Annotated in this window: 14 protein-coding genes; 8 read left to right on the forward strand and 6 right to left on the reverse strand. The window is 71.7% G+C overall.

The annotated features are described in order from the left end of the window. The first annotated feature begins 5 nt into the window (after nucleotides 1-5). On the forward strand, nucleotides 6-1,022 hold the full coding sequence (locus tag ACFY12_RS02015) for a zinc-binding dehydrogenase (protein WP_390713748.1): 1,017 nt from the start codon (nucleotides 6-8) through the stop codon (nucleotides 1,020-1,022). Then, a complete protein-coding gene (locus ACFY12_RS02020; protein WP_390713749.1) occupies nucleotides 1,009-1,902 on the forward strand; it encodes a hypothetical protein in 894 nt (297 codons plus the stop codon). The genes ACFY12_RS02015 and ACFY12_RS02020 overlap by 14 nt, the downstream gene beginning before the upstream one ends. A 71-nt stretch (nucleotides 1,903-1,973) precedes the next feature. On the opposite strand, the gene ACFY12_RS02025 is transcribed toward ACFY12_RS02020, so the two are convergent. Continuing rightward, nucleotides 1,974-3,110: a glycosyltransferase family 4 protein gene (locus ACFY12_RS02025; protein WP_390713750.1), complete on the reverse strand. Its 1,137-nt coding sequence runs from the start codon at nucleotides 3,108-3,110 to the stop codon at nucleotides 1,974-1,976. A gap of 72 nt (nucleotides 3,111-3,182) precedes the next feature. Here ACFY12_RS02025 and ACFY12_RS02030 point away from each other — a divergent pair, with 72 nt between their 5' ends. Beyond that, nucleotides 3,183-3,890: a D-glycero-alpha-D-manno-heptose-1,7-bisphosphate 7-phosphatase gene (locus tag ACFY12_RS02030; RefSeq protein ID WP_390713751.1), complete on the forward strand. Its 708-nt coding sequence runs from the start codon at nucleotides 3,183-3,185 to the stop codon at nucleotides 3,888-3,890. Then, nucleotides 3,887-4,849: a UDP-glucose 4-epimerase GalE gene (galE, locus tag ACFY12_RS02035; protein WP_390713752.1), complete on the forward strand. Its 963-nt coding sequence runs from the start codon at nucleotides 3,887-3,889 to the stop codon at nucleotides 4,847-4,849. The genes ACFY12_RS02030 and galE overlap by 4 nt, the downstream gene beginning before the upstream one ends. Nucleotides 4,850-4,881: 32 nt before the next feature. Here galE and ACFY12_RS02040 read toward each other — a convergent pair whose 3' ends face one another. Then, nucleotides 4,882-5,964 carry a phosphotransferase family protein gene (locus tag ACFY12_RS02040; RefSeq protein WP_390713753.1) on the reverse strand — a complete coding sequence of 361 codons (1,083 nt, stop codon included), beginning with the start codon at nucleotides 5,962-5,964 and terminating at the stop codon, nucleotides 4,882-4,884. Nucleotide 5,965: 1 nt separating this feature from the next. Between ACFY12_RS02040 and ACFY12_RS02045 the strand changes: the two genes are divergently transcribed. Beyond that, the gene (locus tag ACFY12_RS02045; RefSeq protein WP_390713754.1) at nucleotides 5,966-7,768 is read left to right on the forward strand and encodes an ABC transporter ATP-binding protein; all 1,803 of its coding nucleotides are present in this window, start codon (nucleotides 5,966-5,968) and stop codon (nucleotides 7,766-7,768) included. Then, nucleotides 7,765-9,582, forward strand: coding sequence for an ABC transporter ATP-binding protein (locus tag ACFY12_RS02050; RefSeq protein ID WP_390713755.1), 1,818 nt, complete (start codon nucleotides 7,765-7,767; stop codon nucleotides 9,580-9,582). Before ACFY12_RS02045 ends, ACFY12_RS02050 begins: the two co-directional genes overlap by 4 nt. A gap of 70 nt (nucleotides 9,583-9,652) precedes the next feature. On the opposite strand, the gene ACFY12_RS02055 is transcribed toward ACFY12_RS02050, so the two are convergent. From ACFY12_RS02055 to ACFY12_RS02065, 3 genes are all read right to left on the reverse strand, one after another. Next, a complete protein-coding gene (locus tag ACFY12_RS02055; RefSeq protein WP_390713756.1) occupies nucleotides 9,653-10,876 on the reverse strand; it encodes a beta-ketoacyl-[acyl-carrier-protein] synthase family protein in 1,224 nt (407 codons plus the stop codon). A 150-nt stretch (nucleotides 10,877-11,026) separates the two neighbouring features. Beyond that, nucleotides 11,027-12,223: an aminotransferase class I/II-fold pyridoxal phosphate-dependent enzyme gene (locus ACFY12_RS02060; RefSeq protein ID WP_390713757.1), complete on the reverse strand. Its 1,197-nt coding sequence runs from the start codon at nucleotides 12,221-12,223 to the stop codon at nucleotides 11,027-11,029. 166 nt (nucleotides 12,224-12,389) lie between these two features. Beyond that, nucleotides 12,390-12,632, reverse strand: coding sequence for an acyl carrier protein (locus tag ACFY12_RS02065; protein WP_390713758.1), 243 nt, complete (start codon nucleotides 12,630-12,632; stop codon nucleotides 12,390-12,392). 514 nt (nucleotides 12,633-13,146) lie between these two features. Here ACFY12_RS02065 and ACFY12_RS02070 point away from each other — a divergent pair. Then, a complete protein-coding gene (locus ACFY12_RS02070; RefSeq protein WP_390713759.1) occupies nucleotides 13,147-13,575 on the forward strand; it encodes a DUF4440 domain-containing protein in 429 nt (142 codons plus the stop codon). 56 nt (nucleotides 13,576-13,631) lie between these two features. On the opposite strand, the gene ACFY12_RS02075 is transcribed toward ACFY12_RS02070, so the two are convergent. After that, on the reverse strand, nucleotides 13,632-14,561 hold the full coding sequence (locus ACFY12_RS02075) for a LysR family transcriptional regulator (RefSeq protein WP_390714346.1): 930 nt from the start codon (nucleotides 14,559-14,561) through the stop codon (nucleotides 13,632-13,634). A gap of 249 nt (nucleotides 14,562-14,810) precedes the next feature. Here ACFY12_RS02075 and snpA point away from each other — a divergent pair, with 249 nt between their 5' ends. After that, on the forward strand, nucleotides 14,811-15,476 hold the full coding sequence (gene snpA / locus ACFY12_RS02080; protein ID WP_390713760.1) for a snapalysin: 666 nt from the start codon (nucleotides 14,811-14,813) through the stop codon (nucleotides 15,474-15,476). The last annotated feature ends 185 nt before the right edge of the window (nucleotides 15,477-15,661 follow it).

Genomic DNA, 15,661 nt, shown 5'->3' on the forward strand with positions numbered 1-15,661 from the left:
CCCGCATGCGAGCAGCAGTTCTGAACGGTCCCCGGGACATCCGCCTGGAGGACGTGCCCGATCCCCGGCTCACCGAGGGCTGGGCCCTGGTCCGCGTCGCCTACAACGCGATCTGCGGCAGCGATGTCTCCCTGTACAACGACGCCTGGCACGGCACCGCCTTCCCCGCCGTACCGGGCCACGAGTGGAGCGGTGTGGTCGCCGAGACCCGCAGCCCGCTGGTGGCCGTGGGGGACAAGGTGGTCGGCGATATCGCGCTGTCCTGCGGGCACTGCCTGTGGTGCCGTGGCGCGCAGCGGGTGATGTGCCCGGAGCTGCGGGAGTTCGGCTTCACCGACCCGGGCGGCTGTGCCGAGTTCATCGCGGTGCCCGCGCAGAACCTGGTGCGGCTGCCCGCCGACGTCGATCTGCTGACCGCCACCCAGGCGGAGCCGCTCGCGGTGGCACTGCACGCCCTGGAGCGGGTGCGGCTGGAGGCGGGCGACCGGGTGGCGGTGCTGGGGTGCGGCGGCATCGGACTCAACGTCCTGCAGGCGGTTCAGGCGTCCGGGGCCGATGTCGTCCTGGCCGTGGACCCGGTCGCAGGGCGCGCCGAGGTGGCGTCCTCGCTGGGCGCGCGGACGGCGCTGTCCGATACGGCGGAGGTCGCGCGATGGGCCGAGGAGGCGGGCCCGGCGGGGCTGCCCGATGTGGTCCTGGACGCCAGCGGAGAGCCGGACGCGATACGGCAGGCCGGTGAACTGGTCCGTCCCGGCGGCCGGGTCGGGCTGATCGGCTACCGGGTGGGCAAGCGGGTGGAGGTGCCGTCCGCGCAGTGGCCGCTACGGCTGACGGAGACGATCGGCGTGATGGGGCCGGGCCGCTTCATGCACCGGGCGGCGGACCTCGTGGCGCGCGGCGCGCTGCGTACGGACCGGGTCATCACCCACGTCCTGGGGCTGCCGGAGGCGGCCAAGGCCTTCCGGCTGGCCGAGCAGTGCACCGGGGATGTGATCCGGGTGGCGATCCGTGCCGAGGTCTGAGCCCGGGGAGGCGGCGCCGGCGGGCGGGCTGCGCTTCGATCCGCTCACCGGCACCGGCGTCGTGGTCAACGGGCGCCGGCAGTCCCGGCCCCGTACCCGGAGTACGGACTGCCCCTTCTGCCCGGGCGGTGCCGAGGCGCCGGCGCCGTACCGGGTACGGCGCTTCCCCAACCGCTGGCCCGCGCTGGGCGACGGCCGCTGCGAGGTGCTGCTGTACTCGCCCGAGCACGACGCGGCGTGGGCCACGATGGGCAGCGAACAGGCCCTGAGCGCGGTGGAGTTGTGGAGCGATACCACCACCGCGCTCGGCTCCCGCCGGGATGTGGGTTATGTGCTGCTCTTCGAGAACCGGGGCGCCGACGCGGGCGCCACCGTGGACCATCCGCACGGCCAGGCGTTCGCCCTGGCGGACGTCCCCGGCGCACCCGCGGCGCAGCTGGCGCGCAGCTGTGCGCTCGGCCGCTGCCCGTTGTGCGAGGGGCCGCCGGCGGAACTGGTGGTCGCGGAGGAGGGCGACTGGCGGGCCTGGGTCCCCGAGGCGCCGATGTTCCCGTACGCGCTCCGCCTGGCGCCGCGCACCCATGTGCCGGACCTGCCGGGCGCTAGCGCGGCCGGACGGCGCGCGCTGGCCGGGCTGCTGGGCACCGTCTTCGCCCGGATCGACGCGCTGTTCGGGCGGCCCGCCCCGTACTTCCTGTGGATCCACCAGCGCCCCACCGACGGCGACGGCTGGCCGTACGCGCATCTGTACCTGGAGATCAACGTGGTCTGGCGGTCCCCCGGCGTACCGCGCTACATCGCGGCGGGCGAGCTGGGCAGCGGACTGTACTTCACTCCGCTGGAGCCCGAACTCGCCGCCGAGCGGCTGCGGGAGGCATGATGCGCACACCGTGCCACACCCCCCGCGGCCGGGCGTCGCGTCCGGGCGGCGGCCGCCCGGACGCGACGCCGTCAGGCCGCCAGCTCCTTGAGCTGGTCCACCAGGAGGGCGATCGGGTCCGGCGGGATCTGACGGCGCACCGCCTCGGCCGCCCGGCGGCCGATCTCGCGCCACTCACCACGGCGCTGCCAGGCCCGCTCCAGAGCCTCGTCGAGGCAGGCCGCCACCGGCCCGGCCGCCACGAAGCCGGTCACCCCGTCCTCGATCAGCTCGGCGTTGCCGGCCACATCGCTGACGATCGCCGGCCGGCCGCAGAGCATCGCCTCGATGATCACGGTCGGCAGGCCCTCGGCACGCGAGCACAGCACCAGGCCGTGGTGCTCCCGCCACACCGCCTCGATGTCCGTGACGTACCCGGCGAACTCCACGCTGTGCAGGTCGAGCCGGTCCCGCAGCGCCCTCAGCACCCGCTCGTGCGAGCCGGAGCCGAAGAGCGAGACGGTCAGCGGCCGGTTGCGCCACTTCGGCCGGGAGAGTACGTCGAACAGCACGTCATGGCCCTTGTTGACCGGGTCCAGCCGGGCCGGGCAGGCCAGCCGGAGGGGCTCGTCGGCCTCGGGCCAGGGCGGTGCGGCGGCGTAGTCCACCTTGAAGTGGCAGCGCACCACACGGGCGTTGGGGAGCGGGCCGCCCACCTGGCGCTCGGTCAGCTCCCGGTTGCCCTCGGAGACGAAGAGGGATGCACGGGCGGCGAGGTAGCCCTTGGCCAGCCGCTCGGCCACGTCGTCCACCGGCCACTCGAAGTCCGCGGCAGAGTTGGAGTACGCCACGTACGGGACGCCGTGCGCCTGGCACTCCTCCATCCAGCCCAGTCCCTCGTAGTTGTCGCCCTGGGAGACCAGGACGAAGTCCGGCCGGACCTTCTCCAGGGTGCTCGACTGCCGCTCGGACCAGGGCAGTTCATGGACCGGGCGGAGATCGTGGGGCGGTTCGTCCCAGCGGCGGTGCACCACGCACCCGGCCTCCTCCAGGGCGGCGAGCTCGCCGGGGACCTCCTTCCAGCCCTTGACGCAGGCGTGGATCTCGGCCCCCTGGTCCAGCCAGTGGCGCGCGGCCAGCGCCCAGTTCGTTTCGCTGGGTCCCCACGGAGCCGTTTCATTCGCCGAGACAAAAAGAATTCGGGGTCGTGCTCGATTGGCGGTGCCCATTCTCGCATTACCTCCATTCCGGCTCCCGGAAGGAGCCGGAAAGACCATAACAGGGAAAGCCGGTGCACGGAAGTGCGACAGAGAAAAAGAAAGCCAAGGAAATATCCGGGAACTTTCTTCCTGGATCGCGATGGCACCCTGAACAGAAAACCGCGGCCCGGCGAATATGTGACGGATCCCGGGGAACTGATACTCCTGCCCGGCGCGGCCGCGGCGGTGCGCCGGCTCAACGACCACGGGCGGCGGGTGGTGCTGGTCACCAACCAGCGCGGGGTGGCCCGGGGCATCATGTCCGGCGCCGACCTGGCCGCGGTGCACCGGCGGCTCGTAGACCTGCTGCGGGACCATGGAGCGCATCTGGACGGGTACTACGTCTGCCCGCACGAGGAGGGCGCGTGCGGCTGCCGGAAACCCCGGCCCGGGCTGCTGCAAGCGGCCGCGAGGGACTTCGGGGGCATCGATCCGGCGGATTCCGTCATGATCGGAGACACCGAATCCGATGTGCTCGCCGGAAAGGCCGCGGGATGCGCCACCGTCCTCCTGTCCGGTACCGGCCCCCCGCTCCTCGGACCGACTGAATACACCCCGGAAACCACTCCGGAAACCATCCGGGAAACCACCCGGGAAAACGCCTCGGAAATCGGCCCGGACCACACCCCGGAAAACCCCCTGGCGCACGGCCCCGCGAAAACCGCGGCGGACCTCGTGGTGCCCGACCTGAGGTCGGCCGTCGACCTTCTGCTGAAATTCGGCCTTCTGCTGAAAGGTGAGAGCGCATGAAGATTCTGGTGACCGGCGGCGCCGGATTCATCGGCAGCGTCGTCGCACACCGGCTCGTCGAGGAAGGGCACGACGTCGTCGTTCTCGACGACCTGTCCACCGGCTTCGCCGACGCCGTACCACCGGGCGCCGAGTTCGTCCGCGCCACGACGGACACGGCGGCCGGGCTCCTCGAGGGGCGCGGCCCGTTCGACGCGGTGCTGCACCTCGCCGCGCACGCCCTCATCGACGACTCGGTCCGCCGCCCCGAGCGCTACTGGCGCAACAACACGGTGGCGAGCCTGACCCTGCTGGACGCGGTGCTGCGCGCGGGCGTCGGCCGCGTCGTCTTCTCCTCCACGGCCGCGGTCTACGGCCAGCCGGAGCGGACCCCGATCGACGAGACCGCGCCCACGGTGCCCACCAACCCCTACGGCGCCTCCAAGCTCGCCGTCGACCTGGCGCTGGACGCCTACGCCCGCGCCCACGGCCTGGCCTCGGTCAGCCTGCGCTACTTCAACGCGGCCGGCGCGGCAGGGGAGTTCGGCGAACGGCACGAGCCGGAGACCCACCTCATCCCGCTCGCCCTGGACGCGGCGCTGGGGCACCGCCCGGAGTTCGCCGTGTTCGGCGACGACTACCCCACCCGCGACGGCACCTGCGTACGGGACTTCATCCACGTCGCCGATATCGCCGAGGCGCATCTGGCCGCGCTCGCCGGCGCGGTCCCCGGTGAGCACCGCAACTACAACCTGGGCAACGGCACCGGCTTCTCGGTACGGGAGGTGCTCGATGCCGTGGCCCGGGTCACCGGCCGGCCGGTCCCCTCCCGGGCGGCGGCCCGGCGCCCGGGCGACCCGGCGGTCCTGGTCGCGGACGGCGAGCGGATCCGCCGCGAGCTGGGCTGGGAGCCGGGCCGCCCCGCCCTCGACGGGATGATCGAGGACGCCTGGCGGTTCCACCGGACCCGGCGCTCATGACGGCCCCGGGCCCGGCGGGAGCGCGTGCCCCGCTACCGCACGCCCCACAGCCGCTGCGCCAGCTCGCCGAGGTCGTCGATGCCGGACAGGTCCAGCGGGACCTCCTCCAGGACCTCGAAGTCATGCAGGAAGGTGAACTGCAGCATTTCCGCTGCGAAGTTTTCGGACACTTCCCATTCCGCCCCTTCGAGCAGCGCGGCGAGCATGTCCCGATCCGCCCGGAAGGCATTGAGATGCAATTGGACCAGGCTGTACCGCGGGTCACCCGCGTAGACGTCGGTGAAATCGATCAGACCGGTGATCTGCTCGCTTTCCGCATCGACGAAAAGATTGGTGCCATGCAGGTCGCCATGGACGAAGACCGGCTCCCGGCCCTTGAGCAGCGTGGCGATATCCGGCAGGAAGTCCGGTACGTCATCGAGCAGCCGGGGCGAGAGATAACCCCATTCCCGGTGATCCGCCACGGTGTTCTCCCGGCGTTCCTGGAGCAGCTCGGCGAACACCGTCGCATCCCGCCGCAGGGTGGCCGTGCCGGACAGCGGGACGGCGTGCAGCCGGCGCAGCACGGCGCCGAAGCGGCGGGCCAGCCGCAGTTGCGCCGGGCGGTCCACCACCGCCGTCACCTGCCGCCAGGTCTCCCCGGGTGCCTGCGCCATCACCAGGAACGGCCAGGGCCAGGCGCCCTGCCCCGGACACAGCTCACCGCGCGCCAGCAGCGGCGGTACCGGCAGGTCCTGCCCGGCCAGCACGGTGTACGCCTCCGTCTCGGCCGCATGGCTCTCCGGGCCGCACCAGTGCTCGCCGTAGAGCTTGACCGCCACGCCGGTGTCGCCGAGCAGCACCGGGTTGGTGCTCTCGCCGGGTACCCGTAACGTCCCCGGCGACGGCAGGCCCGCCACGTCCAGTGCGCGGCGCGCCCACGGCTCCCAGAATTCCAGGTCATTCCGGAGTTTGGCGTAGATTTCGTCCGAATTGATTTCACTCAGCTCGGCAGGGTAATTTTCCGGCACCGTAGATCCCCGATTTCTCTTCGGTGGTGGCGTCCTTCGAATTTGATTCAGGCTAGCACGATCGGTCGTCCGGGCAACATTGAAGTCCGGCCATTGATCAACCATTGTGAGGAGTACGCAATTGAGCGTCAACGGCGCCCCGGCCCGAAAGGCCGGATCCTCTCTCGCTACTCTTCGCCGGCTCGGCCCTTATTTACGGCCGGTATGGCTTCCCGTCTCGGGCGCGGCCGGTGCGACTCTCGGAGCCCTGCTGTGCGGGCTCACCATTCCCCTGGTGGTGCAGCGCATCATCGACGGCCCGTTCAGCAGCGGTGATTTCGGACCGCTGCCCTGGCTGATTCTGCTCGTCGCCGGGCTCGGTGCGGCGGAGGCGGCGCTGTTCTGGGCCCGCCGCAAGCTCATCGCCCGCCCCACCGCCCTGGTCGAATCCCGTATGCGGGCCGACCTCTTCACCCATCTCCTGCGGCTGCCGGTCGCCTTCCACGACCGCTGGCAGTCCGGGCAGCTGATGTCCCGCGCGGTCAACGACCTGGTGACGCTGCGCAAATACCTGGCGTTCGCCGCGCTCTTCCTCGTCGTCAACGCCCTGACGCTGGTGGCCGGCCTCGCCGTCCTCTTCACCATCGCGCCCGCGCTCGCCCTGGTCGGCCTGGTGAGCGCGGCACCGCTGCTGCTGGTGTCGTACTTCTACGAGACGCGCTACAAGGTGGTCGCCCGCCGGGCACAGGACCAGTCCGGCGATCTGACCACGCTCATCGAGGAGTCGACGCTGGGGATGCGCGTCATCAGGTCGTTCGGCCGGTCCGCGGAGCGCATGCGGCAGTTCACCGAGCAGGCGCGGCGGCTGCGCACCACCGAACTGCACATCGTCCGCATCATGGCGGCACTGTCCACCGCCCTGCTCATCCTGCCCGAGCTCGGCATCGCCGGACAGCTCGCGGTGGGCGGCTGGGGCATCGCCGACGGCCAGCTCACCCTGGGCCAGCTGGTCGCCGCCCTCACCATCAGCACGTATCTGCGCTGGCCCACGGAGTGCATCGGCTGGGCCCTGTCGGAGACCAGTACCGCGGCCGCGGCCTGCGACCGCTACTGGGAGATCAGGGACTGCCCGACGGCCGTCGCCGACCCCGCCCGGCCCGCCGCACCCGCCCGGCCCGCCCGGGGGCATCTGCGCTTCGAGAACGTCCACTTCCGGTACCCGGGCGCCCCCGCCCCCCTGCTGCGCGGCATCGATCTGGAGGTCCGCCCCGGCGAGACCATGGCCCTGGTCGGCGCCACCGGATCGGGCAAGACCACCCTGGCTGGGCTGGTCCCCCGGCTCGCGGACGTGACCGGGGGCCGGATCACCGTCGACGGCGTGGACGTCCGGGACCTGCCGCTGGCCGAGCTGCGCGCCATGATGGGCTGCGCCTTCCAGGACGCGATGCTCTCGTCCGCGTCCGTCCACGACAACGTCGCCCTCGGCGCCCCGGCCGCTCCCGAGACCGCGGTCCGCACGGCCCTGCGGGTGGCCGCCGCCGAGGACTTCGTCGACGCGCTGCGCCCGGACGGGGCGGCGACCCGCATCGGCGAACAGGGCAGATCCCTGTCGGGCGGCCAGCGGCAGCGGCTCGCCCTGGCCCGGGCGGTGCTGCCCCGGCCCGCCCTGCTGGTGCTGGACGACCCGCTCTCCGCCCTCGACCTGCACACCGAGGCGGAGGTGGAACGGGCGCTGCGCGGCGTACTGCGCGATGCCACCGCGCTGGTGGTCGCGCACCGCCCGAACACCGCGCGCCTGGCCGACCGGGTCGCGGTACTGGCCGACGGCCGCGTCCTGGCCGTCGGCACCCACCGCCAGCTGCTCGGCTCCTGCCCGCAGTACCGCGCGCTGATGGCGACCGGGACCGAGCGAAGCGAGGTGGCGACATGACCGACACCGTCCTGACGTCCGAGGACGCCCCGGTCCTCGACAGGGCCACCCAGGTCCGCGTCCGGGCCCGCTCCCGTACCCTGCTGGCCTCCCTGCTCCGCCCCTGGCTGCTGCGGTCGCTGCTGGCGCTGGCCGCCCTGGTGATCGAGAACGCCGCGCAGCTGACCGGCCCGCTGCTGATCGCCCAGGCCATCGACCACGGAGTGCCCCAGGCGGCCACCGGACGGCCGGGCGCGCTCGTGTGGTGCGTGGCCGGGTTCGCCACCTGCGGGCTGGCCGCCGCCGGCGCACGCTACGGCTTCTTCCGGCTGTCCGGCAGCGTCGGCCAGGCCGTACTGCTCGACCTGCGCACCCGGATCTTCCGGCACGCCCAGCAGCTGCCGGTCGCCTTCCACGACGCCTACACCTCCGGCCGGGTCATCTCCCGGCTGACCTCGGACGTCGACGCGGTGCGCGACCTGGTCGAGACGAGCCTGGACGGTCTGCTGACCTCGCTGCTGTCGGTGGCGGGCATCTCCGTGCTGCTGCTGTGGCTGGACCTGCCGCTGGCCCTGATCGTCCTCGCCTCGTTCGTCCCCCTCGTCCTGCTGACGCGGTGGTTCCAGGAGCGGTCGCGGCAGGCGTACCGCCGGGCCCGCAACACCGTCGCGGAGATCCTCGTGGAGCTGGGCGAGACCCTCAACGGCATCCGGGCCGTGCAGGCGTTCCGCGCCGAGTCCCGTGCCGCGGCCCGGATGAACCGGCTCAACGACGACTTCCGTGACGCCCACACCGACGCGCTGCACGTGGTGGCCCGCTATACCGCGGGGGTGCGCCTGGTGGGCAACGTCTCGCTGGCCCTGGTCCTCGCGATCGGCAGCCGGCTGCTCGCGGACGGCTCACTCCAGCTGGGCGTCCTGACCGCCTTCGTGCTGTATCTGCGCAAGTTCTACGATCCGCTGGACGAGCTGGCCACCTTCACCAACAAGTACGCGGCGGCGAGCGCGGCACTGGAGAAGATCTCCGGCTTCCTGGACGTGCGCTCCTCAGTGCCCGAACCCCGCACCCCGGCGGCCCTCCCGGCCGCCCGCCCCGGCCGCGGCGAACTCCGCTTCCACGCCGTGGAGTTCCGTTACGCACCGGGCGGCCCGCTCGTCCTTCCGCGCCTGGACCTGGCCGTCCCCGCCGGACAGACGGTGGCCCTGGTCGGTGAGACCGGCGCCGGGAAGTCCACCCTCGCCAAGCTCGCCGCCCGCTTCTACGACCCCTCGGCCGGGGCGGTGCGGCTGGACGGTGTGGACCTGCGCGATCTCACCGACGCCGACCTGCGCCGCGAGGTGACCCTGCTGACCCAGGAGAACTTCCTGTTCAGCGGCACGGTCGCGGAGAACGTCGGGCTGGCCCGCCCGGACGCGACCCGCGCCGGCATCCAGGCCGCCGCGACGGCGGTCGGCGCGCACGACTTCATCACGGCCCTGCCCGAGGGCTACGACACCGAGGTCGGCAAGCACGGCAGCCGGCTGTCCGCGGGCCAGCGGCAGATGGTCGCCCTGACCCGCGCCTTCCTGGCCGATCCCACCGTGCTGCTGCTGGACGAGGCCACCTCCAGCCTGGACATCCCGACCGAGCGCGCCGTGCAGGCCGCGATGGCCAAGGTGCTCGCGGACCGCACCGCCGTGATCATCGCGCACCGTCTGTCGACCGTCCTGGCCGCCGACCGCATCCTGGTCATGGCGGCGGGCCGCATCGTGGAGGACGGCCCGCCCGGCCAACTCATCGACGCCTCGGGCCCGTTCGCCGGTCTGTACCGCAGATGGGTGGCGTCGACCGGGTAGCGGAGGGGCGGCGCCCGCGGAGTGACACCCCGGAGCCCACGGAGGAACGCCCCGGAGCCCGCTCGCCCGCTCAGTCCGCGGTGAACACCAGGACGGTGTTCTGGCCGCCGAAGCCGAAGGAGTTGCTGATGGCGGCGCCGAACGCGGCCGCGCGGGGGGCCTGGGTGACGATGTCCAGTTCGCAGTCGGGGTCCTGGTGGAGGAGGTTGGCGGTGGGCGGGATGAGCTGGTGCTGCTGGGTGAGGACGGTCAGGGCCGCCTCGATGGCACCGGCCGCGCCGAGCGCGTGGCCCAGGATGCTCTTCGGGGCGGTGACGGGGGGCGGCTCCGGCCCGAAGACGCGCTGCAGGGCGCGTGCCTCGGCCACGTCGCCGGTGGGGGTCGAGGTGCCGTGGGCATTGATGTGCCCGATGTCGCCCGGTTCGAGGCCGGCCCCCTCCAGCGCGGTACGGAGGGCGTGTTCGACGCCGGTGCCCTCGGGGTGCGGGGCGACCGGATGGTAGGCGTCGCTGGTGCAGGCGTGTCCGCACAGCCGTGCCCGCGGGTCGGCACCACGGCGCAGGGCGTGCTGCGGGCGTTCGAGGACGAGGACCGCGGCGCCTTCCGAGAGGACGAAGCCGTCACGGTCGACGTCGAACGGCCGTGAGGCGAGGTGCGGAGCGTCGGTGCGCTGGGAGAGGGCGTGCATCTGGTGGAAGCCGGTCACGGTCATCCGGGAGCGGCCGGATTCGGCGCCGCCGGCGAGCGCGATATCGCAGGCGCCCGAGGTGACCAGGTCGGCGGCGACCGCCAGGGCGGTGGCGCCGGAGGCACACGCGCTGGCCACGGTGAAGTTCGGGCCGCGGGCGTCCAGGGCGATGGCGACCTCGGCGGCGGCCATGTTCGGGACGCTCCGCGGCAGCGCGAGCGGGGAGACCAGCTCCGGGCGGCCCTGGTTCAGGACTTCGAACTCATGGAAGTAGGAGTGCAGGCTGTTGCTGCCGACGCCGAGGACGACGGCCACCCGGGGGGCGTTCCAGGCGGCCGGGTCGAGCTCGGCGTCCCGGACCGCCTGGTGGGCGGCGGCGAGCGCGAGCTGGGTGAAGCGGTCCAGACGCCGCGCCAGCCGCCGGCCGTGCACGGCGTCGGCGTCGAACCCGTCGACCCGGCAGGAGATGTCGACGGGGAGCCCCTCCAGGTCGGGGTCCGTACGCACCGTGCTCTGCCCCCGGCACACCGCGGCCCAGGTGGATTCCGTGGTGAGTCCGGCCGGGGTGATCATCCCTATGCCCGTGACAGCAGCCTCGCAGCGCATGTCGGTCTCCTTCGTAGGGTGTGGCGACGGGACGACGGAGCGAGCCGGCTCCGCCTTCCGGGGACCGCGCCGGCACCACGTACCAGGGCCGACAGCTCATGCGGGGGCGCGCGGGGCGCGGAGGGGGTGGGTCCGGTGGCTGACGCGCCCTCAGTTGGCGGCCGCCTCCGCCGCGTCGGGCCGGGGCGGAAGGAACCGTCCGACGGCCTCCAGGATCCGGTCCACCTGGTCCGCCGTGTGCATGGCCGTGACCGAGATGCGGAGGGCGACCTGGTCCCCCGCCACGCTCGGAGGCAGGAACGCCCCCGTGAAGACACCCGCGTCGAGCAGCGCACGCCATGCCTTCAGGCCTTGTTCGGGCTCTCCCGCCGCAAGCGAGATCGAGGGGCCCGGCCAGGCCGGTGTGCGGTGCCCTTGCTGCGCCAGGCCGCGGTGCAGCCGCTGGGCCGATTCCCACAGTGCGGCGCGGAGTTCGGGCCGGGCGCGTGCCGTCCGTACGGCCACCAGCGCGGCGGCCGCGGACGGTGGCGCCACCGACGCCGAGTACATCGCGGCATCTCCGTAGTGGCGAAGGTTACGGATGGCCTTCTCCGAGCCCGCGACGAATCCGCCGACCGAGCCGAACGCCTTGCAGAGGGTCCCGGTGACGAGGTCGATCTCCTCTTCGGCGTCGAAGTGCTCACCCACGCCACGCCCGTTGGCCCCGACCACGCCGATGTCGTGCGCACCGTCGATGATCAGGGCGCCGCCGTAGCGCTTGGTGAGTGCGGCGAACTCCGGAACCGGGCAGAGGTCTCCACCCAGTGAGAACGAGCCCTCCGTGAGGATCACGGGGATCTTGCCCTTGTCGGTGGCGGCGCGCATGAGCCGTTCGGCGTGGGAGACGTCGTTGTGCCCGAACCGGCGGTGCTCGGCCCGTCCGAGACGGGTGGTTTCCAGGAGGGAGGCGTGGATGTGCTGGTCCGCGATCACCGTGTGGCCGCTGCCGAAGAGCGCGGACAGCGTCAGGTTGGCCTGGAATCCCGTCATGGTCAGCATGGCCGCGGGGCGGCGGAGGAAGTCGGCCAGCTCCGCCTCCAGTTCATGGTGGACTGCCATGGTGCCCAGCATCGGCGACCCGGTGCACGAGGTACCGAACTCGGCGGCGGCGCGCGAAGCCGCGGCGCGCACACCGGGGTCGGCCGAGAGCCCCAGGTAGTCCGTCGAGGCCGCGTTGACCGCGCGCACGCCCTGGACGACGACCTCCGCCGGCGTCGGCCGGTCCTCGATGACGAGGTAGTAGGGGTAGATATCCCGACGGGTGACGAAGTAGTCGAGAATGGGAACATCAGTGATCCAGCCAGTCATGGTCATCCTGTCGATACGGTTCCCCACCTCTTCATGGCGCGGGTGGTGTCCCGGCCCATGAGCACGGTGAAGAAAGTTTCTGCTGCGACTTCCGCTGTGTGCCGCACAGCTGAGACTCAGGTGACACGGACTCAGGTGGCCTCGGTCCGAGGCCGCAGGCGTGGGCTCACGGCGCTGGAGAAGCGGCTTCCTCGGCCTTCACGAAGTGCGTCGCGATCTCTTCGAGGGTGCTGTCGAGGTCCACGGCGGCCTCGTCGAACTGCAGCCCCGTCTTTTCCGTGATCATCACTGCTAGTTCCGACAAGGACAACGAGTCCAATTCGAGGTCCCGGGCCGTTGCCTGGGGACTGACCAAGTCGGCTTCTATCCCGAACTCCTGGACCAACAGCCGAGCCAGTGTCTCGTACATTAAGGAACACCCTTCTCGTACTGGCGATTTCCCTGCGGCCCGGACCACGAACTCCGGAACTTCTGTGGAGTGTGTGTCACCGCAGACCGTGCGCCGCGCGTAGTGGCGGAGACTCAGCTGACACGTCGCCCTCCGGTGAACTCCGCCGGATTTCCGCTGAATTCCGCTGAACTCCACTGAACTCCGCTGAACTCCGCAGAGGAAGTGAGGCGATCGCGCACGCTGACAATGCCTGTCCGCGACCGGTCCGGCCGGCCGCCTGAGACCGATCCTGCACCCGGGGGACGGAGGCTGCCCGCCCGACCAGCCAAACGGGTTACCTCCCGGACCGGAAGCCCCTCCCCCGCCCGCCCTCGACCGGCCTGCCGGCACCCGCAGTCGCCCCGCGACCGGAGGGCAACTAATCAAACTTGACTAATGCCGCCGCAGAACCTAACCTCCTCCCCCTCGTAGTCAAACTCGATCAGTGCAGGGCCGAAGGTCTCGGAGCCGACAGCCCTGGAGAGGAGCCCGCGTGACCTTTCTCCCCGACACCGGTTATGTGCCGACCGACGAGGACCGCGCGAGCCTGGACGCCTGGTTCGCGGAGTACGACGCCCGGAGCGCGCGGCGCGAGGTCGCGCGCATGGCGGACATGGCGGCGTTCCCGCTCAACCTCGTGAGTGACGACTCGGCGGGCAACGGCCGTTCGGCACAGTGGGACCGCGAGCAGTTCATCGCGACGATGACCCAGGTGATGGGCGAAGGGAGCGAGGACATCACCTTCGAGTCCACCCGGACACCCGTCTTCCTCTCGCCCGCCATGGCCGTGGTCTTCTCGGACGCGGTCATGACGGCCGAGGGCCGGACCCAGCGGCTGCGCTACGCCGACATCCTGGTCAGGCGGGACGGGGCATGGGCCTTCCAGACCATGATCCAGAGCGGCTGGGGCGACAACCTGTAGCGGCCAGGGTCAGGAGCCAGGGGCCTGGGACCCGAGGCCTGGGCGGGCCGGCCGGATCACGTCGGAACCGGGAGCGGGGGGTCGTGCCGGATGAGCCACTCCCGGTAGGCCTCGCTCGCCCAGGCGATCTCCATATAGGAAGCCGTCAGGTCGGCGAAGAGGTCCTCGGGCGAGGCGGCCAGGGTGCCGTCCTGACGGCAGGCCATGAAGAGACGGACGGCCAGCGGGTCGCCGTACAGCGGGCGGACGGCCATACCGGGCCGGGTGCGGGCGGTCGGCTGGCAGGGGGTGACCACCTCACCGGCCGTGACCAGGTCGACGGTGGTGAGGTAGTCGCCGTGTACGACGCGGGGGTTGACACCGGCCGCGGTCCAGATGCGGCGGAGGCCCGCCCATTCGCCGTCCACCGTCGGATCGACCATCCAGTGGTCGTCGGCGAGGTCCGCGACCCGGACGATCTCCTGCGCGGCCGCCGGGTGAGTGTCCGCCAGGGCGATGAACTGCGGCTCCCTGGCGATGAGTTCCCGCTCGACGAGACCGTCGGGGACGCGGAGCGGCGAGCCCTCCACCTCGTGCACGAACGCGACGTCGAGCTGCCCCGACGCGACCATGTGCAGCAGCGCGTTGGCGGACACATCGGTCCGTATCGTGGTGTCCGTCTCGGGCAGCCGTACCCGCAGCCGGCGCAGCCAGCCCGCCACCGCCGGGCTGTTGGTGCTGCCGATGCGGAGCCGGGCGCCCTGCTCGCGGTACGAAGCCGCGGCGATCTCGTCGACAAGGGCCTGCATCTCGGCCACTATCGGCCTGGCCCGGCACAGCAGGGAATGCCCCAGCGGAGTCGGCCGGGTGCCGGTCGGTTCCCGGAAGAAGAGCTGGCCGCCCAGGGCCTTTTCGATACGGCGGAGCTGGGTCGTCAGGGAGGGCTGGGTCATACCGAGCTGCCGTGCCGCCTTGCGTACGCTGCCGGAATCAGCGATGGCGCACAGCGCGCGAAGATGCCTTACCTCAAGCTCCACGTCGGGAGCATAACGACGCCGGTGCCCCTCACACCAGCCTCTCAAACCGGCCATAACTTGCCTTTTTCCCCAGGGTATTGGCTCGTGCTATCGCCACTTGGCATCTCCGTCTTCCGGGTGAATTCCCTCCACACTCAACGGCACCAAGAAATCCGCAGGGCCCCGGTCGCCGCCCCACACGGCGACCGTACGGCCCTCGGAAATTAAGGAGCCCCCCACATGAGATCTCCCAAGACGGCGCTGTCGGCGGCGCTCGGTCTGGGCCTCGCCGCCGCGCTCACCGCCGCGGCGCCGGTTTCGGCCGCTTCCCCCTCGTCCGCCAACCCCGGCCGGAGCACCCCCGCTTCGATCGCCGCGTACACCGGCTCGGCGGCCGAGAAGGCGGACACCAAGGCCTTCTTCGAGGCCGTGGTGAAGTCGGCCCGGGCCAAGATGAAGGCGAACCCGGGCGCGGCCTCGGTCACCGTGACCTACGACGCCAGTGCGGCGCCCACGTTCAAGAGCCAGATATCCGAGAGCGCGTCGATCTGGAACAGCGCCGTCAAGAACGTACAGCTGAAGGAGGGCAGCGGCGGCGACTTCCAGTACCGCGAGGGCGATGACCCGCGCGGTTCGTACGCCAGCACCGACGGCCACGGCAAGGGCTTCGTCTTCCTGGACTACAAGCAGAACCAGGAGTACAACTCGACCCGCGTGACCGCGCACGAGACCGGCCATGTGCTCGGCCTGCCGGACCACTACGAGGGTCCGTGCAGCGAGCTGATGTCCGGCGGCGGCCCCGGCCCGTCCTGCACGAACACCCAGCCGGACGAGAACGAGCGCGGCCAGGTGGAGCAGCTCTGGGCCAACGGCCTCAAGGGCATCCGCACCGGCGCCACGTCCTGACGGACGGCGCCGCGCCCGCACGGTGAAGCGGCTTCTCGCTTCCCGAGTTCGGCGGTGGCCCACGGTCCGGACCGAGCCGACGGTGCGCGGTCCGCGGCAGGCCTGGGGCTGACGGGTGCCGGAACCTGACGGCCGGCCCCGTATCCCCACCAGCCCTCGCATCTCTTGCGCCGCCCACAGCGGTG

Source organism: Streptomyces sp. NPDC001339, assembly GCF_042895955.1.
GTDB lineage: Bacteria > Actinomycetota > Actinomycetes > Streptomycetales > Streptomycetaceae > Streptomyces.

Excerpts from the sequence above, each read along its gene's own strand:
- ACFY12_RS02025 (WP_390713750.1), bottom strand. The coding sequence starts at position 3,110 with ATGGGCACCGCCAATCGAGCACGACCCCGAATTCTTTTTGTCTCGGCG.
- ACFY12_RS02015 (WP_390713748.1), top strand. The coding sequence starts at position 6 with ATGCGAGCAGCAGTTCTGAACGGTCCCCGGGACATCCGCCTGGAGGAC.
- ACFY12_RS02055 (WP_390713756.1), bottom strand. The coding sequence starts at position 10,876 with ATGCGCTGCGAGGCTGCTGTCACGGGCATAGGGATGATCACCCCGGCC.
- ACFY12_RS02065 (WP_390713758.1), bottom strand. The coding sequence starts at position 12,632 with ATGTACGAGACACTGGCTCGGCTGTTGGTCCAGGAGTTCGGGATAGAA.
- ACFY12_RS02040 (WP_390713753.1), bottom strand. The coding sequence starts at position 5,964 with ATGGTTGATCAATGGCCGGACTTCAATGTTGCCCGGACGACCGATCGT.
- galE (WP_390713752.1), top strand. The coding sequence starts at position 3,887 with ATGAAGATTCTGGTGACCGGCGGCGCCGGATTCATCGGCAGCGTCGTC.
- snpA (WP_390713760.1), top strand. The coding sequence starts at position 14,811 with ATGAGATCTCCCAAGACGGCGCTGTCGGCGGCGCTCGGTCTGGGCCTC.
- ACFY12_RS02060 (WP_390713757.1), bottom strand. The coding sequence starts at position 12,223 with ATGACTGGCTGGATCACTGATGTTCCCATTCTCGACTACTTCGTCACC.
- ACFY12_RS02050 (WP_390713755.1), top strand. The coding sequence starts at position 7,765 with ATGACCGACACCGTCCTGACGTCCGAGGACGCCCCGGTCCTCGACAGG.